Raw genomic sequence first — 16,609 nt, forward strand, 5'->3', positions numbered from 1 at the left:
TGTGGAACGCTCCCCTCCGCGTCGGCGGGCGGCATTGGGCCGTCCGCCGACGGTTGTCGGTGGCGGGGGATACGCTGATCATTGATCAACAGGTGTGCGGAGTACGGAAGTCGGGAAAGCCGCAGAAGCGACAGTGCGGCGATCGGGGGCGGGAATGACCGTTGAGAGCGGTTACGCGGACATCTTCGGTCCGCAGGTGCCGCGCACGGCCGGCGAGGGACAGACGGCGACGTTCGCGCTGGCCTCGGCGGCCTATCGGGACAATCCGTTCGAGGAGATCAAGAAGGCCGACAACGAATGGCATCAGACCGACGTCAAGGCAGGCCGCAAGTGGGCCAAGATCTTCCGGCCCAACCTGGGTGAGGCCTTCTCGCGGGCGGTGGTCGACCGCATGCTCGGCAGCGACCGCAAGCCCCTCATCCAGTCCTTCGGCACCGAGCCGCAGGTCGTAGTCGACCACTGTCTGGCCGCCAACAACATCCGCAAGGACCGCGACCGGCTGCTGAGCGCCATCATGGTGATCTGCGGTGTGCTCTTCCTGCCCGGCCTGCTGGTCTGGCTGCTGATCTTCACGCTGCGCACCACCATGGCCAAGGGGGACGCGAAGCGGGGCGGTGCGCTGGCATCGGCGCTGCTCGTCGCGGCGGGCGCGCTCGCCGTGCTCTTCCTGCTCCGTATGCCGTTCAGCGGCTTCTGGGCCTGGTACGCGCGTGGCTCGGTCGTCATGCCCGTGGTCGGCTGGTTCTGGGCCAAGCAGGTCTGCGAGCGCACGGCGAGGGACCTGCGGGAGCGGTGGGACAGCCTGCTGGCCGGCAGCAGCGTCGGCGCGAAGGTCCCGGAGGCGGTGCCGAGCAGCCCCGGCGAGACCGCGGCCGAGCAACTGCGCCAGTCCCTCGCCAAGCTCAGCGCCGAGCAGCAGTCCAACTCCGTGTTCTACGCCGGGCCCAAGGGGATACTCGGCATGGGCACCCGGTGGGGCAGCTGGCAGTTGGCCGAGAACCTCGTCCCGGCCGACGCCGGCCGGGAGATCCACCCCTTCCGCAGCTGGGACGTCATCCGCGCGATCCATGACCAGTTGCGCATGCTGGAGCGCGGTCCGCTGAACACCGGTGGTTTCCCGAAGCCTTCGATACGGCACTGGGTCGTCACGCCGATCGCCGAGGGCGCGAAGGCGGTGTCCCGGCCGGAGGGCACGGACGTCGACGCGTACCAGGTCAAGCAGCACGCGATACAGGACATCTGCAACAAGCAGCAGTTCGGCAGCGGTGACCGGCACTACCTGGGCGTCCAGTGGACGCTGTGGGACGGGCAGTTGATCATCACCATGCTGATCACGGTGACCGTGCTGCACGAGACGTTGCGCATCGAGGTGACCGGGCACGCCCTGGGCCCGGTGAACGGGCTGTTCACCACGAAGCCGGAGGCGCCGTCGAAGGAGGTCACCAAGTCGCTGAAGCCGTGGGAGACCCGCAAGGTGAAGCTTCCGCTGGTGAACACCGACGAGGTGGTACGGCTGGCGGTGCGGGCCCCGATCTCCTGGTATCCGCCGATGCTGAACTGGCTCGGCGGGACGATAGGTCTGCCCGAGCCGTTCGGGCTCCGGCATGCGTGGGCCGATCAGCCGTGGCGGCACCGCTTCATGGCCGACGACGCGCTGCGCGCCGCCACTCCGGTGCTGCGGGTGGTGCATGCCGCGGCGATCAAGGTGCTGGACGACAACGGCGTGGACACGGAGAAGTTCGGTACGCGCTCGGCGTTCCTGAGCACGGCCGTGCAGGATCCGTCACCGCGGAAAGCGGACGTGTACGACGCGTAGGCCTCCGGCGGTTGAGCGGGGTGAGGTGGGTCTGGGTGAGCGTCCCTGGGGGCTGCGCCCCCAGACCCCCTTCGGCCTGAACGGCCTCGTCCTCATACGCCGGACGGGCTGATCACGGCACCGTCGGCCTCAGGACGTCGGCCAAGCCTCCGCCAGCATCTTGCGCGTGTCCGCCAGCAGCTGCGGCAGCACCCGCGTGTGGCCCACCACCGGCATGAAGTTCGTGTCGCCGCCCCAGCGCGGGACGATGTGCTGGTGCAGGTGGGCCGCGATGCCGGCGCCGGCGACCGAGCCCTGGTTCATACCGATGTTGAAGCCGTGGGAGCCGGAGGCGGTCCGCAGGGCCGTCATCGCCTGCTTGGTCAGGGCGGCCAGCTCGATGGTCTCCGGCTCGGTGAGGTCGGTGTAGTCGGCGACGTGGCGGTAGGGCACGACCATCAGGTGGCCGCCGTTGTACGGGTACAGGTTGAGGACCGCGTACACCTGCTCCCCGCGCTTGACGATCAGCCCGTCCTCGTCGGACTTGGCCGGGATCGAGCAGAAGGGGCAGCCGTCGTCGGCTCCGGGGCCGGTCGGCTTGTTCTCACCCTGGATGTAGGCCATCCGATGGGGCGTCCACAGGCGCTGGAACGCGTCCTGGATCCCCACTCCCCACTGCTGCTCCGGCTCACTCGTCATGCGTGCAGCATATGGCTTCGTCCGTTCGCGGCGTGTCGCCGGGGCTCGCACCGGATTGCCCCGGGCCAAGCTGGGCCGGTGGACGATGACAGCCGTACGGCCCGCTGGCGGCGGCACACCGAGATCGCTCTCTTCGTGGCATCGCAGATCTTTCTCGCCTCCTACGCGGTCCGCGTCCTGGGCCATGGTCATCTGTCGGAGGCCGAGCGCGACCTCTGCCTCACGCTGATGTTCGCCGCGTGGGCCGTGTTCGGCGTCGACTACGCCGTGTGCTGGCGGCTCAGCGGGCAGCGCCTGGGCTTCGTACGGACGCACCTGCTGGACACCGTGGTGCTGGTGCTGCCGCTGTTGCGGCCGCTGCGGGTCGTGAGGGTGTACGAGGCCATCCAGCGCCGGCACGGACGGCCTCGACTCTCCCTGTACGCACGCGTGATCGTGTACGCCGGGCTGTCCACCCTGCTGCTGGGCTTCACGGGCGCCCTGGCCGTCTACGAGCAGGAGCGCGGGGCGCCGGGCGCGATAATGCGGAGCTTCGGGGACGCCGTGTGGTGGACGTGCTCGACCCTCGCCACGGTCGGCTACGGCGACATCACCCCCGTCACGTCGCGCGGGCGGTTGGTCGCCGTCGGGATCATGGCTGTGGGGCTGGGCCTGCTCGGGGCCGTGACCGGCACGTTCGCCTCATGGCTCCTGCAGGTCTTCTCCCATGAGGACGACGAAAGGCCCCCGGGGCGCTGAATTCCCCGAGGGCCTTTCGTCACGTACGGACGTCGGACCTGCACCCGACGTACAAAAGGTCAGACCTGCGCCCGCTCCTCGACGACCGTCGCGATCTTCGCAATGGCCTCGTCGAAGGGGATGCCGTTCTCCTGCGAGCCGTCGCGGTAGCGGAAGGAGACGGCGTTGTTCGCCATGTCCTCGTCGCCCGCGATGACCATGAAGGGCACCTTCTGCTTCTGGGCGTTGCGGATCTTCTTCTGCATGCGGTCGGAGGAGGAGTCGACCTCGACCCGAAGACCCTTCTTCTTGGCGGCCGCGGCGAACTTCTCCAGGTAGTCCACATGCCCGTCGCCGATCGGGATGCCGATCGCCTGGACCGGGGCCAGCCAGGCCGGGAAGGCACCCGCGTAGTGCTCGAGCAGCACCGCGAAGAACCGCTCGATGGAGCCGAACAGCGCGCGGTGGATCATGACCGGGCGCTGCTTGGAGCCGTCCGCGGAGGTGTACTCGAGGTCGAAGCGCTCCGGCAGGTTGAAGTCGAGCTGGATGGTCGACATCTGCCAGGTGCGGCCGATGGCGTCCTTGGTCTGCACGGAGATCTTCGGACCGTAGAAGGCGGCGCCACCCGGGTCCGGGACCAGCGGCAGGCCCTGCTTCTCGGCGACCTGGCGCAGCGTCTCGGTGGCCTCCTCCCAGACCTCGTCGGAGCCGACGAACTTCTCCGGGTCCTTGGTGGACAGCTCCAGGTAGAAGTCGGTCAGGCCGTAGTCGCGCAGCAGCCCGAGGACGAAGGTGAGCGTCTTGTCGAGCTCCTCCGACATCTGCTCGCGCGTGCAGTAGATGTGCGCGTCGTCCTGAGTGAACCCGCGGGCGCGCGTGAGGCCGTGCACGACGCCCGACTTCTCGTACCGGTACACGGTTCCGAACTCGAAGAGGCGCAGCGGCAGTTCACGGTACGAACGCCCGCGCGCGTCGAAGATCAGGTTGTGCATCGGGCAGTTCATGGGCTTGAGGTAGTAGTCCACGCCCTCGTCGAGTTGCATGGGCGGGTACATGCCCTCGGCGTACCAGTCCAGGTGGCCCGACGTCTCGAAGAGCTTCCCCTTCGTCGCGTGCGGGGTGTAGACGAACTCGTAGCCCTCTTCCTCGTGGCGGCGGCGCGAGTAGTCCTCCATCACGCGGCGGACGATGCCGCCCTTGGGGTGGAAGACGGCAAGGCCGGAACCGATCTGCTCCGGGATGGAGAACAGGTCGAGCTCGTTGCCCAGCTTGCGGTGGTCGCGCTTCTCGGCCTCGGCGAGGAAGTCGAGGTAGCCCTTGAGCTCGTCCTTGGACGGCCAGGCGGTGCCGTAGATGCGCTGGAGCATCGGGTTCTTCTCGCTGCCGCGCCAGTAGGCGGCCGCGTTGCGCATCAGCTTGAACGCCGGGATCGCGCGGGTCGACGGCAGGTGGGGACCGCGGCACAGGTCCTTCCAGCACAGGTCGCCGGTCTTCGCGTCCAGGTTGTCGTAGATCGTCAGCTCGCCGGCGCCGACCTCGACGTCCGCGCCGTCGTCGGACGAGGCGGAGCCCTTGAGGCCGATCAGCTCCAGCTTGTAGGGCTCGGCGGCGAGCTCCTCGCGGGCGGCCTCGTCGGTGACGACGCGGCGGGCGAACTTCTGGCCCCGCTTCTGGATCTCCTGCATCTTCTTCTCGATGGCCTTGAGATCCTCGGGCGTGAACGGCTTCTCGACGTCGAAGTCGTAGTAGAAGCCGTCCTTGACGGGCGGGCCGATGCCCAGCTTCGCCTCGGGGAAGAGCTCCTGCACGGCCTGCGCCATCACGTGCGCGGTGGAGTGGCGCAGGATGTTGAGACCGTCCTCGGAGGAGATCTCGACGCCCTCGACCTCTTCCCCGTCGACGAGCACGTACGACAGATCCCTGAGCTCGCCGCCCACGCGCGCGGCGATGATCGAGCGCTCGCCGGCGAAGAGGTCGGCGGCCGTAGTGCCCGTCGTCACCACGCGCTCTTCCCGCTCGGAATCGCGTTGGATGATCACACGGACGTCTGACACCGGTCTCTCCTGACTGAAGGGTGGGTGCGGCGCCATACCAGGAGCGCGCGCATTACGCGATCGTACCGACCCCGGACGGCCGACCGCGAAACGGTCACCGAGGACGCCCCCGCACCACGCCCCACGACCCCATGCTCCCGCGCGGCGGACACACCCCGACACCCGGCCGACCACACCGCGCCCCACGGCCCCGACGCCCCTCACGCCACCGCTCAGCCCTCATGCTCTCGCAGCCCGGCCGGGGCGATAGGTACGCCATCTCCGAGACCGGCGCCGCACGCTCCCGCCCGGCGGACGCAAACTCGCGCTCTCCCGCCCGGCGGACGCAAACTCGCGCTCTCCCGCCTGGCGGACGCAAACTCACGCCCACCCGACCACACACCGCCCCGACGCCCCTCACAGCGCCCTTAAGCCCTCATGCCCTCACATACCGGGCCGTGGCAGCAGCCGCGACGCCTCCGAGACCGCGCCATACGCTCTCCCAGACCGATCGCACGCAGCTCCCCCCTCTCCCCCGCCCCACCGGTCCTCCCGGCGCCCCTCCGCCTCCGCGCCCTCCCAGCCCCGGCGACTCCGACGCCGTCCCTTCAGTCCCCGGCGTCCTCCCCGCCGCACACCTCCTCGAAGAAGTCCAGGTCCTCCTGCAGCGACTTCATCAGCCGGTCCCGCTCGGCCTCGTCCACCTGGACCGGTACGACCCCGGAGGCCCCGGTGACCTTGCGGAAGCCGCCGCGGCTCTCCAGCCGGCCGTGCACCCGCACCGGCAGCCCGACGAGATGTGCGTGCCCGGCGATCCGGTACGCCTCCTCATCCAGCGTCAGCCGCACGTGCGGAATCTCGGCGCCGGCGAGGACGCGCAGCCGTACGGTGCCCTCCCCGCGGGGCCCCGACCTGCGCATCCGTACGACCGCACCGGTGATCCGCACGGGCACGGACGGCTCCTCGCGCAGATAGCGGGCCCCGGCCTCGCGCAGCACGGGCAGGTCGCCGGGCGAGAACTCGACGGGCTCGACACCGGCCGCGCAGTCTTCGGGCACCCCGGCCGCGGGCGCCCACTCGACCGCGATGCGCGCGCCCTCCGTGCCGCGCACAAGGGCGATCAGGGCCTCGGTGAGCTCGCGGCTGACGCCCGCCTCGACGGCGCCGTCGAAGGCGTCCATGCCGCCGGTGGCCCGCTGGTAGTCGATGGCCTCGCGGGCGGCGTACAGGGCCTGGTGGAGGCGTACGGCGAGCGGGCGGCCCGTACCGATCGGCACGAAGGCGGTGAGGCCACGTCCGCCGGGCGCGGGGCCGACGAGAACGCTCGCCAGCATCGAGGCGGCCGAGCGGCGGTGCCGCGCACCGTAATAGCCCGCACGCGCGCGCGTGGCGAGCGCCGCGGCGAGGAGCATCTGGCGGGCTGCGGTGCGCAGTTCCTCCTCGACGGTCCAGGGCGCGGCCCCGGCCGGCCCGCTCGGCGTGTCCCGCCACCAGCGGACCTCGTCGCTGGGCACCGCGAGCCCGATCAACACCTCGCGCGCGGAGGGCATGCCGCTGCGGGAGAGGGCGAGGAGTGCCTCGCCGAGCAGGTCGTCGCTGTCGGGAAAGGCACGGGACTCGGGGACGAGCAGGCTCGTGCCCTTGCCGCCCGGTCCGGGCGGGGTCCAGCGGCCGTAGCGCCCCGCCGCTCCCCCGCGCCGCTGCCAGCCGTGCCGGTGCAGCAGGGCGCTGAGCACGGCGGGGTCGACCTCGCCGGGCTCGGGGGGACGGTCCCAGGACGCGTCGACCGGGTGCGGCCGGACTGGCCGTACCGGTTCCTGCAGGGGGCGGTGCGTCATGGTCTGCCTCCCGTCCCGACCCGCGTCATGATCTCGCAGAGGGCCCGGTCGTCGAAGATGCGTGAGGTCGGTATCCGCACGCTGGTCCGGCGTCGGCCGGTGATCGCGTGGCCGGCCAGGTTGACCCAGTAGCAGCAGTGCCGCAGATCGAGCCGGTCGTGGCCGGCGCGCAGCCACTGCTCCTGCGACCGCGGAACGATCATCACGACCAGGATCTTGTGCACCGAGACCGGGGTACGGGCGAGCTTCGCCAGGTGATCGTTGTCGAGCGTGAAGGAGAAGAAGCGGCCGGGCGGGTTCGGCGCGAGCTGGTACGTGGCCTTGAGCTGCACCTTTATGGTGACCTCGTCGTCGACCGTATGGCCGGGCGCGCTGTGGCTGACGTGCCAGTCGATGCCGTTGTCCGGAAACGGCTGCGACAGGGAACACCCGGCACCCGCCGCCACGGCGTGCAGATAGCCCACCTGCAGTGTCTCCATGCAGGCGGTAGTGGCGAGTGAACCGCGATGAGGGCCCGTTCGTTCGGGCAGCAGCCCGCCCCGCTCGGGCTGCGCTATCGCCATGACGAACAGCCTTCCACGCCAGGTGAATCCCCGTGTCGGGTCGCTGAACTGCATGGACCCGCACTCCTGTTGTGTCCTTCCGGCGTACGGCGCAAACGGCCCGGGTATCACCAAACGGGCAGAAGACGGTGCGTCAGCTGCCAAGGGTGAACGAGGGGTTGTGTAGTTATGGCGTGCTGGTATGAAGGCCCGCTGGCGGCATTCGACACGGAGACGACAGGCGTGGACGTCGAGACCGACCGGATCGTTTCGGCGGCCGTCGTCGTTCAGGACGCCCCGGGCACCCGGCCGCGGGTGACCCGGTGGCTGGTGAACCCGGGCGTGCCGGTGCCGGAGGCGGCGACGGCGGTGCACGGACTGACAGAGGAGCATCTGCAGCGCAACGGCCGCTGGCCGGCGCCGGTGATGTATGAGATAGCCGAGGAACTGGCCGGACAGGCCGCGGCGGCCCGGCCGCTCGTGGTGATGAACGCGCCGTTCGATCTGACGCTGCTGGACCGCGAGTTGCGCCGCCATCGGGCCTCGTCGCTGGACCAGTGGTTCGAGGCGACACCCCTGTTGGTGCTCGATCCGCGCGTCCTGGACAAGCATCTGGACCGCTATCGCAAGGGTCGCCGCACCTTGACCGATCTCTGCGCGCACTACGGCGTCACGCTGGACGGCGCACACGACGCGGCGGCCGACGCACTGGCCTCGCTGGAGGTCGTCCGGGCGGTGGGACGCCGTTTCGCGACCCGCCTCGAGCGCCTGTCCCCCGCCGAGTTGCACACACTGCAGGCGGTGTGGCACGCGGCGCAGGCGCGCGGGTTGCAGGCGTGGTTCGCGCGCAGCGGCAGTGAGGAGTCGGTGGACCCGGCGTGGCCACTGCGGCCGGACCTGCCGGCGGCGGCCGCCTAGGTGCGCGGCGCACAAAAAAGCCGGTCCGCTGCTGCGGACCGGCCTTTCCCGGTGGGCGATACTGGGTTCGAACCAGTGACCTCTTCGGTGTGAACGAAGCGCTCTCCCACTGAGCTAATCGCCCGGGAACGCACTGAACAATACAGGTCCCCGCGCGTTTCCTTCAAACCGCTTGATGACCACCGTCATGACGACCGTCATGACCACTTTCATGACCAGGTTCATGACCGCCTTGGCCACGGCCTTGGCCATCGCCTTGCGGGCCGACTTGGTGACCACCGGCCAAGTACGCCACCAGCCCTCGCCGACCGGCCCGCATCATCAGCCAGTGGTTGGCGCGGAAGACGGGCCGCCCGAGTACGGCGAAACGCCGTAGCAGCGGCTTGTTCACATCGACGACCTGGTCGTAGCGGGCGATGGTCCCACTGCCTTCCGGCGTGACGGTCCAGCGCGCCCAGCCGTCGATGTCACCGGACATGGCGATCTCCAGCACCCCCGCCTCCGGGTCGCGCCGCACCTCGCGCGCGGTGAAGGTCATGTCGTACGGCAGGACGGAGCGGATCGTGATCACGCCGGTGCTGTCGTCGATCCGGTTCACTTCGCGCACCTGGGGCCACCAGCGGGGGTAGTCCTCGGCCTGTTCCAGCAGGCCGTAGACGGCGGCGGGCGGTGCGGGCAGGGCCCACAGGCTGCGGAAGCGGTAGTGGCTCCAGTCCATGGGCTGAGTCTGCCCCCGTCCAGGGGGTTTCCGCCGCATCTGAGGACGTTCTGAGGACGCGCGCTCATTGCCCTACGACGTGACGTGGGCCACACTCCCAGGCATGCGAGCGCCGCCGCCCGTGCGGCGGCGCTCCTTCTGCCCAACCGGCCCGCTAGGACGGCATCTTGTCGCCCAGCAGCGCCAGGTTCTCGATGGCCGCGAGGCCGTACAACGCGGTGTCGTTGGTCGACACCCACGCCGCTTCACTGCCCGGGACCAGCGCGTCCGGGCCGCTCACCTTCTCCGTCTTCCAGGGCGCCGACTCCTTGTAGCCGTCGGAGTTGTAGAACTTCTCCCACGCGCGCGCGGCGAGCTTCGCGTCCCCGGTCCGGACGGCGGCGTAGGCGTCGAGGCGCGAGTGGCCCTGGAAGAGGATCAGGCTGCCGAAGTTGGAGCCGTAGCGGGCCGCCTGTTCGGCCTTGGTGGCGTTGAAGTAACGGCAGTAGTCGAAGTACGCCTCGTTGAACTTCGGCATGTCCACGAGGTCGATGAGTTCGGCGCACAGCTCGTTGAGACCGAACACGGCGGAGAGGTGCGAGACGCCGACCACCGGCTTGTCGGCGATGGCGAACTTGCCCGTGTCGAGGTCATACAGCCCGGTCCCCTGCACGAAGCCGTTGGGCTGGGCGGCGATCGTCTCCATCGTCGACAGCACGCGCGCCTTGGCCTTCTCCCACTTGGGGCCCTTGCGCTCCCACTCGGTCAGCCAGGCCGACACCAGCCCGCTCCAGTCCGTGCCGAAGCCGATCGACAGCGCGTGCCGGTCGGGCGTGTACGGCTCGGTGCGGATCTTGCGGATCGGGTCGAGGACGAGGAAGGTCTCGTCGGAGTCGACGTTGGCGTGCATGAGGTCGCCGACACGTTCGTCGGCGGTGAGGAAGTAGTAGTAGCGGCGATACGTCGTGTTGGCGATGCGCTGCTGCTTGGCACTGTCGGCGTAGTGCTGGACGCCGTGCCGGGTGCCGAGGCCGGCCCATTTGCCGAGGTGGTAGACGTCGACCTCACCGGTGTGCCGGGTCATCGCCTCGGCGAAGCGGAAGATGTCCGCGCGGCCGGAGCGGAGATACGCGAACCACAGCCAGAGGTCCGGCGAGAGCTCGGAATTGTCCCAGGCGTAGCCGCCGATGTCGTACCGCCACTGGTGCCTGACGGTGTCGTAGGTGTGCATGATGTCGCCGTAGTCCCAGAAGCCGTACCAACGGCGTTGCTCCACCTGGTCCTTGTAGTAGGTGAAGAGGAAGTCCAGGTGGTCCTCGATCTTCGCCTTCGCGGGGGTGGAGCGGTCGGGCTCGGAGTACAGGCCCGGCCCGAAGACCTTCGCCTTGATGAGCTGGTTGGGCGGGGCGGCGAGCTGCGGCAGCACGCGTACCGCCTCGACCTGCTGGGCCAGCGCCTGCGCCGAGGGCGTCGACTCGTTGGCCCAGAAGAGGAGTTCGGAGGTGCGGGCGATGCCGTACGGGGTGCCGAACTCGGGCTCGTAGTCCTCGTAGGTGATGTTGAGGCCTTCAAGCTGCTCGGGGTAGGTGTCCTGGCCCATGCCGTCGTGGTAGAAGCGCAGGTCCATGGGCTGTGCCTCGGGCGACCAGAGCCACATGGTGACCTCGGCCGCGTCGGTCTGGGCGTCGCGGATGTCGAGCTGGGCGGGGAACTTCTCCCAGAAGTCGCGCAGCCCGAAGGAGAGTCCGCCGCTGACGCCACCGACGTAGGCGAAGCCGGAGGCACGCTTGCCGCCGCCGGCGCCGATCCAGCCGTGGCCCTTCTTCGTGCGCTTGCGCAGCGTGAAGCCGTCGGCGGAGAGCTGGGAGAGGGTGTAGTCGCCCCACTCCGGGATGTACTGGAGCCGGGTGGTGACCCGCTGGTCCCAGGTGGCCGGGTCGGGCAGCTTCTCCCCCGCGAACTGTGCCGCCTGTACGGCGGCCCCCGGGTCGCGGCGCAGTCCGGTGATGCCCTTGACGGCCTCGCGGAGCATGCCGGTGCCCTCGCCACCGATGCGGATGTGGCGGTCGTAGGACTGGTCGCGCATCGGCACGGTGAAGCGCACGCCGATGCCGCGGATGAAGTCGCCGCTCGCCTTGCCGGGCTCCTGGGTGCCGTCGAAGGTAATGGTGTGCACCATGCGGAAGGAGTCGGCGCCCGCGTAGAAATAGAGGCGGATCGAGAACGGCAGCCAGCTCCGCTTGTCCTTGCGGTGCGTGCCGTCGATCTTGACGACCGCGCGGACCGGGCCCGACTGCTCGACTGTGACCGCGGAGATGGCCCCCTCGAAGCGCTCGGTCCTGACCGTGCCCTGGTCCTCGTCCTCGATCTCGGGCTGGCGGATCAGGACCAGCCGGCCGTTCCGGGCGATCTCGGTCGACCCGCGGGTGACCGACTTGATGAGCGTCGCGCCCGACTTGCCGATCTTCGCGGTGATGACCCCGGTGGAGACGGTGATCGTGCCGCCGCTCTTGTCGACGGTGACCTGCTTGTCGGGTACGGCGGCCTGACCGGCGGTCAGGGACAGCTTCCCGTTGCCCGAACCGACCGCGTGGGCCGTCCACTTCAGGGAGCCGTCGGGCCAGTAGGCGATCGGCCAGGACTGGACCGGCACGGCCTTGCCGTCCGCGTCCGTGACCGCGAACTTCTGGTCCTCCCGGTAGACGCCCTTCGGCCAGGGGACACCGACGGTGGAGCCGGGCGCGGCACCGAGACCGCCGTCCTCCAGCCAGTCCAAGGTCACGGGAGCGTCGTCGGCCTCGGCGGCTCTCGGCGCGGCCTGCGCGTCCTTGGCCCCTAGCGCCCAGCTGAACTGCGCGGCGGCACCGGCGACGGCGGCGGCTTTGAGGATGGACCTGCGGGGGATGGGGGACATGGCCATTCCTTTCCATGGACAGGCTGGTCAGGGGAAGTCAGGGGCATGACAGAGAGAGGTACGGCGCCGGGGGCGCCGACCCTGTGAGAAGGGCACCGCTCGTCAGCGGCGCCGGTGGCGCTCCTCCACGGCGACGGCCGCCGCCGCGACGGCTCCGAGCACGGGAACCGCCAGCGGGGCGACGAACCCCGCGGACAGGGCCACGACGGCCAGACCGGCGATGAGCAGGAAGGACCCGGCGGGATCGCGCAGGGTCCGCCGTACGGCGCCGGCGAGCAGCGCCCGCCAGGAGGCTCCCGGCGTCCAGACCGCCGTCGCGCGCAGCCCGGCCACCACCAGGCCGATCAGCGCGAAGAGTCCGACGGCCCCGACGAACGGCCCACCAGGGATCCCGGCCCGGGCGGCCTGGACGTCCACCCAGACCGCGGCCGCGGCGGCCCACCCGGCGAGCCCGACGAGCCACCCGGGGCGAACGGCCGTACGGAAGTCCGCGACGAACTCCCGCCAGCCGCCCGCCGCATGGCTCGTCCGCCGCCGCAGGTGCCGGGCACCGGCAGCAAAGGCCGCGGGGTAGGTGACGAGCCCGAGACAGCCCACGGCGATCCACACGCCGGTGAGCAGGGCCTCGGCGAAGAGAGCGAACCGCTCGCCGCCGAACACCGACGCCCTGCGGGCCTTCACACGCGCTTGCGCCATGCTGACCGCCTCACTTCAGTCCGGACGTCGCCATGCCGTCGATGAGGTAGCGCTGGAAGGCCATGAAGAAGGCGATGACCGGGATCAGCGCCACCAGCGACATCGCGATCATGCTGCCGTAGTTGGAGATGCCCTCCTGGTCGCGGAACATCATCAGGCCGAGCGAGACGGTGTACTTGGAGGGGGTGTTGAGGTAGATCAACGGACCCATGAAGTCGTTCCAGGCGTTGATGAAGGTGAAGATCGCGCTGGTGATGAGGGCGGGGCGGCACAGCGGCAGCACAATGGACCAGTAGGTCCGCAGGTGCCCGCAGCCGTCGAGCTTCGCCGCCTCGTCCAGCTCGCGCGGCAGCCCGCGCATGAACTGCACCATCAGGAAGACGAAGAACGCCTCCGTGGCCAGGAACTTGCCCGCCACCAGCGGCACCAGCGTGTCGACGAGTTCCAGCTTGCGGAACATCACGTACTGCGGGATGAGCAGGACGTGATACGGCAGCAGCAGCGTACCGATCATCAGCGTGAACAGCAGGTTCCGCCCGGCGAACCGGATCTTGGCGAAGGCGTACGCGGTCAGCGAGCTGGACAGCACGACACCGACCACGGCGAGGCCCGCGTACATCAGCGAGTTCATGAAGAAGCTGCTGATGGAGATGCCGGAGATGCCGTCCGCGAGCCCCGAGAAGTTCGCCCAGACCGGCTTGGTGGGCAGCAGGTCGATGCTGGCGATGATGTCCTTGCTCGGTTTGAACGAGGCACCGAGGACCCAGATCACCGGGTACAGGATGACCGCGAGGATGACGAGCGCGCCGAGGTGCCAGGCGATCGATCCGAAGCGCCGCCGCTCACTCGCGGTGTGCACAACAGGGCTGGTGACACTGGTCACTTGGCGGCCTCCTCGTAGTGCACCCACTTCTTCTGCGACCAGAACAGGACCGCCGTGACCAGCGCCACCGCGACCACCAGCGTCCAGGCCATCGCTGCGGCGAAGCCCATCTGGGCCTCCTTGAAGCCCTTCTGGTAGAGGTAACAGGTGTAGACGAGGGTGGCGTCGGCGGGCCCGCACCGGGTGTCGGAGACGACGTAGGCGGAGCCGAACACCTGGAAGGCGTGGATGGACTCCAGCAGGACGTTGAAGAACAGCACCGGGGAGATCATCGGCAGCGTGATGTTCCAGAACCTGCGGAAGGGCCCGGCCCCGTCCATCTCCGCGGCCTCGTACAGCTCCTGCGGCACCTGCTTGAGACCGGCCAGGAAGATGACCATCGGCGCGCCGAACTGCCAGATGCTCAGCGCGACCAGGGCGTAGATGACGTAGTCCGGGTTGCCGATCCAGCCGCCCACGTCGACGCCGAAGACCTTCTGGGTACGGTCCACGATCGCGTCGTCCGAGAACAGCGCCCGCCACACGAAGCCGACGGAGACGCTGGCACCGATGAGCGAGGGCATGTAGAACGCGGCCCGGTACAGGCCCTGTCCGCTCCGCTTCTGCGCGAGCAGCAGCGCGACGCCGAGCGCGAGCAGCAGCTTCAGCGGCGTGGCCACGACGACGTACTTGAGCGTGACCTCCACCGACTTCTGCCAGCGCGGGTCCTGGAACATCGTCGTGAAGTTGTCGAACCCCACCCACTCGGGCGGCGTGAACAGGTTGTAGCGGGTGAACGCGTAGTACAGCGACGCGATCATCGGCCCCGCCGTGAGCAGCAGGAATCCCGCGATCCACGGCGACATGAAGAGATAGCCGACGAGGTTCTCGCGGCGCCGCCCGCGCCGCCCGGCGGCGGGAGCGGCGGACCGCTTCCCGGCCGGGCGCACGGGCGCTTCCTTGACGAGCGTCATGGTGGTACGTCCCCTCAGCCCGCGAACGCGGCCTTGGCCTCGCTGAACAGCGCCTTGGCGGCGTCGGCCGGCTTGGACTTGCCCTGGGCGACCTCACCACCGAGGCGCAGGAACGCCGCCTCGATGACATCGGCGCCGGACGGGTGCGGGGTGATCTTCCCGAGCACGCCCGCCTTGGCGACCTCGTCCTCGTAGGCCGCGACACCCTTGTTCTGGGCGTCGGCCGGCTTGAAGGCGTCGTACTGCTCGGTGGTGGCGAGGATGCCGCGGTCGTAGCCCATGATCTTGCCGACCTCGGGGTCGTGAACCATGAAGCTGATGAACTGGGCGACTTCCTTGGGGTGCTTGGTCCCGGAGAAGCCGCTGAGCATCAGCGAACCGAGGTACTGGCCGGTGTCCTTGCCGTCCGTGGTGGGGATCGGCGCGAGCCCGTAGTCGGACTCGCCCTCGCCCTCGTAGCGGATGGAGAAGTTGTCCCAGGTGAACTCGGACGCGGCGAGCCCCGCCGACAGACCCGACTTCGGCTTGACCTGCTCGATCTTCTTCGGGTCGGCGACGAGCCCGGACTTCACGCGCTTGTAGCCGTCCTCCCACCACTGCGTCACATCGTCCTCGGTGAAGCCGAGATCGGAGTCGGTGAAGAACGCCTTGCCGTTCTGGCGCAGATACAGGTCGTAGAGGTACATGATGCCGAAGTAGCCGGTGTCACCTGCGATCTTCAGCTTGTCCTGGATCGTCTGGAGCGCGTCGAAGTACTCGTCCCAGGTCCAGCCCATCTTCGCCTCGACGCCCGCCTTCTTGAACGCCTTGAGGTCGATGACGAGCGCCATCGTGTTGGCGCCGACGGGGATGCCGATCTGCTTGCCGTCGACCTGACCGTTCGCCAGAACGCCGTTGCGGAAGTTGTCCAGGCTCAGATTCCCGGCGTCCGCCTGCGACTTGAGATCCAGCAGAACTCCGCGCTTGTCGTACTTGCGCAGGAAACCGACGGCATTCTGGAAAACGTCCGGCGGATTTCCACCGGAGGCCTGGGTCTGGAACTTCTCCCAGAACGCCTCGTAGTCGGTGAATTCAGGCTTGATCTTGATCTTCGGGTACTTCTTCTCGAAGAGCGCGATCGTCTTCTTGATGGCGATGGTGCGCGGCTCGCCACCCCACCACGCGTAACGGAGTGTCACCGTCCCGTCGCCGGAACCGCTGTCCCCGCCGCATCCGGTCGTCGCGGCCAGCCCGAGCGTGGCCGCCGTGGCGCCGGCCGTCTTCAGGATCGTGCGCCTGTCGACATTCCTGTTGGTTCCCACAGTCGGGCCCTCCCCGCAGCGTCGTTCCCGCCTGCATGAATCGTTTCAAGTAAGCGCTTGCTGGCACAAGTTACGGAGGGCCTCGGGGTGCGTCAATGATTCGGACAGGAATTTCTTGTGGGCTCGCCCGGGGAGTTGACGGCACGCGAGGGCGGGCGGGTCAGGCCGGCGGAGCGATGCCGCAGGTGAGAGGCGCGCGGTCGGTGTATCGAACGGGAAACCGACTGTCGTACGCATGTGCCGGTCGGCCGAAAGTCGTCTGTCGCCGATGAGTTGACGAGGCGTCGTCTTCACTCACCCCAGGGCGAGGACGCGACCTTGCGAGGCGTCACCCACGCGGCACCGCGGGACGAGGTGCGCCACCCTCCACCGCACTGCGGGCACGCTTCCGCCCGCGCACAGGAACACCTGCCCGCACCGCCCCCCTGGGGGCTCGCTCGCGCGGACCGGCGCACACAGAAACGACGGCGGCCCGCCTGCACAATCGCAGGCGGGCCGCCGGATCCGGGTGGGCGATACTGGGTTCGAACCAGTGACCTCTTCGGTGTGAACGAAGCGCTCTCCCACTGAGCTAATCGCCCGGACGCAGGAAGAACATTACCCCATGTCAGGGGGTGCGC

12 protein-coding genes, 2 tRNA genes and 1 pseudogene are annotated in these 16,609 nt (G+C 69.1%); 3 read left to right on the plus strand and 12 right to left on the minus strand.

Going from position 1 to position 16,609, the window contains the following annotated elements:
* Positions 1-154: 154 nt before the first annotated feature.
* Positions 155-1,816, plus strand: coding sequence for a hypothetical protein (locus AB5J49_RS08805; RefSeq protein ID WP_369167970.1), 1,662 nt, complete (start codon positions 155-157; stop codon positions 1,814-1,816).
* Positions 1,817-1,945: 129 nt separating this feature from the next.
* Here AB5J49_RS08805 and AB5J49_RS08810 read toward each other — a convergent pair whose 3' ends face one another.
* Positions 1,946-2,494: an HIT domain-containing protein gene (locus tag AB5J49_RS08810; protein ID WP_369167971.1), complete on the minus strand. Its 549-nt coding sequence runs from the start codon at positions 2,492-2,494 to the stop codon at positions 1,946-1,948.
* A gap of 78 nt (positions 2,495-2,572) precedes the next feature.
* On the opposite strand from AB5J49_RS08810, the gene AB5J49_RS08815 reads away from it, so the two are divergent.
* Complete coding sequence (locus AB5J49_RS08815; RefSeq protein ID WP_369167972.1) at positions 2,573-3,232, plus strand: potassium channel family protein; 660 nt, start codon at positions 2,573-2,575, stop codon at positions 3,230-3,232.
* A gap of 59 nt (positions 3,233-3,291) precedes the next feature.
* Here AB5J49_RS08815 and thrS read toward each other — a convergent pair whose 3' ends face one another.
* The 3 genes from thrS to AB5J49_RS08830 form a co-directional block, all read right to left on the minus strand.
* Complete coding sequence (thrS, locus tag AB5J49_RS08820) at positions 3,292-5,268, minus strand: threonine--tRNA ligase (protein WP_369167973.1); 1,977 nt, start codon at positions 5,266-5,268, stop codon at positions 3,292-3,294.
* Positions 5,269-5,855: 587 nt separating this feature from the next.
* On the minus strand, positions 5,856-7,085 hold the full coding sequence (locus AB5J49_RS08825) for a hypothetical protein (protein ID WP_369167974.1): 1,230 nt from the start codon (positions 7,083-7,085) through the stop codon (positions 5,856-5,858).
* Positions 7,082-7,648 (minus strand): DUF4365 domain-containing protein, encoded by a 567-nt coding sequence (locus tag AB5J49_RS08830; RefSeq protein WP_369175084.1) that lies wholly within the window; start codon positions 7,646-7,648, stop codon positions 7,082-7,084. Before AB5J49_RS08830 ends, AB5J49_RS08825 begins: the two co-directional genes overlap by 4 nt.
* Positions 7,649-7,816: 168 nt before the next feature.
* On the opposite strand from AB5J49_RS08830, the gene AB5J49_RS08835 reads away from it, so the two are divergent.
* Positions 7,817-8,545 carry a 3'-5' exonuclease gene (locus AB5J49_RS08835; protein WP_369167975.1) on the plus strand — a complete coding sequence of 243 codons (729 nt, stop codon included), beginning with the start codon at positions 7,817-7,819 and terminating at the stop codon, positions 8,543-8,545.
* A gap of 52 nt (positions 8,546-8,597) precedes the next feature.
* On the opposite strand, the gene AB5J49_RS08840 is transcribed toward AB5J49_RS08835, so the two are convergent.
* From AB5J49_RS08840 to AB5J49_RS08875, 8 genes and pseudogenes are all read right to left on the minus strand, one after another.
* Positions 8,598-8,669: transfer RNA gene (locus AB5J49_RS08840), tRNA-Val, on the minus strand.
* Positions 8,670-8,828: 159 nt separating this feature from the next.
* Positions 8,829-9,263, minus strand: a pseudogene (locus tag AB5J49_RS08845) (SRPBCC family protein); the annotation flags it as partial.
* A gap of 154 nt (positions 9,264-9,417) precedes the next feature.
* Entirely contained in the window at positions 9,418-12,156 is a 2,739-nt protein-coding gene (locus AB5J49_RS08850; protein WP_369167977.1) for a Tat pathway signal sequence domain protein, read from the minus strand.
* Between the two features lie 102 nt (positions 12,157-12,258).
* The gene (locus AB5J49_RS08855; protein ID WP_369167979.1) at positions 12,259-12,852 is read right to left on the minus strand and encodes a hypothetical protein; all 594 of its coding nucleotides are present in this window, start codon (positions 12,850-12,852) and stop codon (positions 12,259-12,261) included.
* A gap of 10 nt (positions 12,853-12,862) precedes the next feature.
* Positions 12,863-13,735, minus strand: a complete 873-nt coding sequence (locus AB5J49_RS08860) for a carbohydrate ABC transporter permease (protein WP_369167980.1) — start codon at positions 13,733-13,735, stop codon at positions 12,863-12,865.
* Positions 13,732-14,688 carry a carbohydrate ABC transporter permease gene (locus AB5J49_RS08865; RefSeq protein ID WP_369167981.1) on the minus strand — a complete coding sequence of 319 codons (957 nt, stop codon included), beginning with the start codon at positions 14,686-14,688 and terminating at the stop codon, positions 13,732-13,734. Before AB5J49_RS08865 ends, AB5J49_RS08860 begins: the two co-directional genes overlap by 4 nt.
* Positions 14,689-14,702: 14 nt before the next feature.
* Positions 14,703-15,989: an extracellular solute-binding protein gene (locus tag AB5J49_RS08870; protein ID WP_369167982.1), complete on the minus strand. Its 1,287-nt coding sequence runs from the start codon at positions 15,987-15,989 to the stop codon at positions 14,703-14,705.
* A 509-nt stretch (positions 15,990-16,498) separates the two neighbouring features.
* Positions 16,499-16,570, minus strand: a tRNA-Val gene (locus AB5J49_RS08875).
* Positions 16,571-16,609 lie beyond the last annotated feature (39 nt).

It is taken from the genome of Streptomyces sp. R28, assembly GCF_041052385.1.
In the GTDB taxonomy this organism is placed as follows: Bacteria; Actinomycetota; Actinomycetes; order Streptomycetales; family Streptomycetaceae; genus Streptomyces.

Excerpts from the sequence above, each read along its gene's own strand:
- AB5J49_RS08805 (WP_369167970.1), top strand. The coding sequence starts at position 155 with ATGACCGTTGAGAGCGGTTACGCGGACATCTTCGGTCCGCAGGTGCCG.
- AB5J49_RS08810 (WP_369167971.1), bottom strand. The coding sequence starts at position 2,494 with ATGACGAGTGAGCCGGAGCAGCAGTGGGGAGTGGGGATCCAGGACGCG.
- AB5J49_RS08825 (WP_369167974.1), bottom strand. The coding sequence starts at position 7,085 with ATGACGCACCGCCCCCTGCAGGAACCGGTACGGCCAGTCCGGCCGCAC.
- AB5J49_RS08830 (WP_369175084.1), bottom strand. The coding sequence starts at position 7,648 with ATGGCGATAGCGCAGCCCGAGCGGGGCGGGCTGCTGCCCGAACGAACG.
- AB5J49_RS08835 (WP_369167975.1), top strand. The coding sequence starts at position 7,817 with ATGGCGTGCTGGTATGAAGGCCCGCTGGCGGCATTCGACACGGAGACG.
- AB5J49_RS08850 (WP_369167977.1), bottom strand. The coding sequence starts at position 12,156 with ATGTCCCCCATCCCCCGCAGGTCCATCCTCAAAGCCGCCGCCGTCGCC.
- AB5J49_RS08855 (WP_369167979.1), bottom strand. The coding sequence starts at position 12,852 with ATGGCGCAAGCGCGTGTGAAGGCCCGCAGGGCGTCGGTGTTCGGCGGC.
- AB5J49_RS08865 (WP_369167981.1), bottom strand. The coding sequence starts at position 14,688 with ATGACGCTCGTCAAGGAAGCGCCCGTGCGCCCGGCCGGGAAGCGGTCC.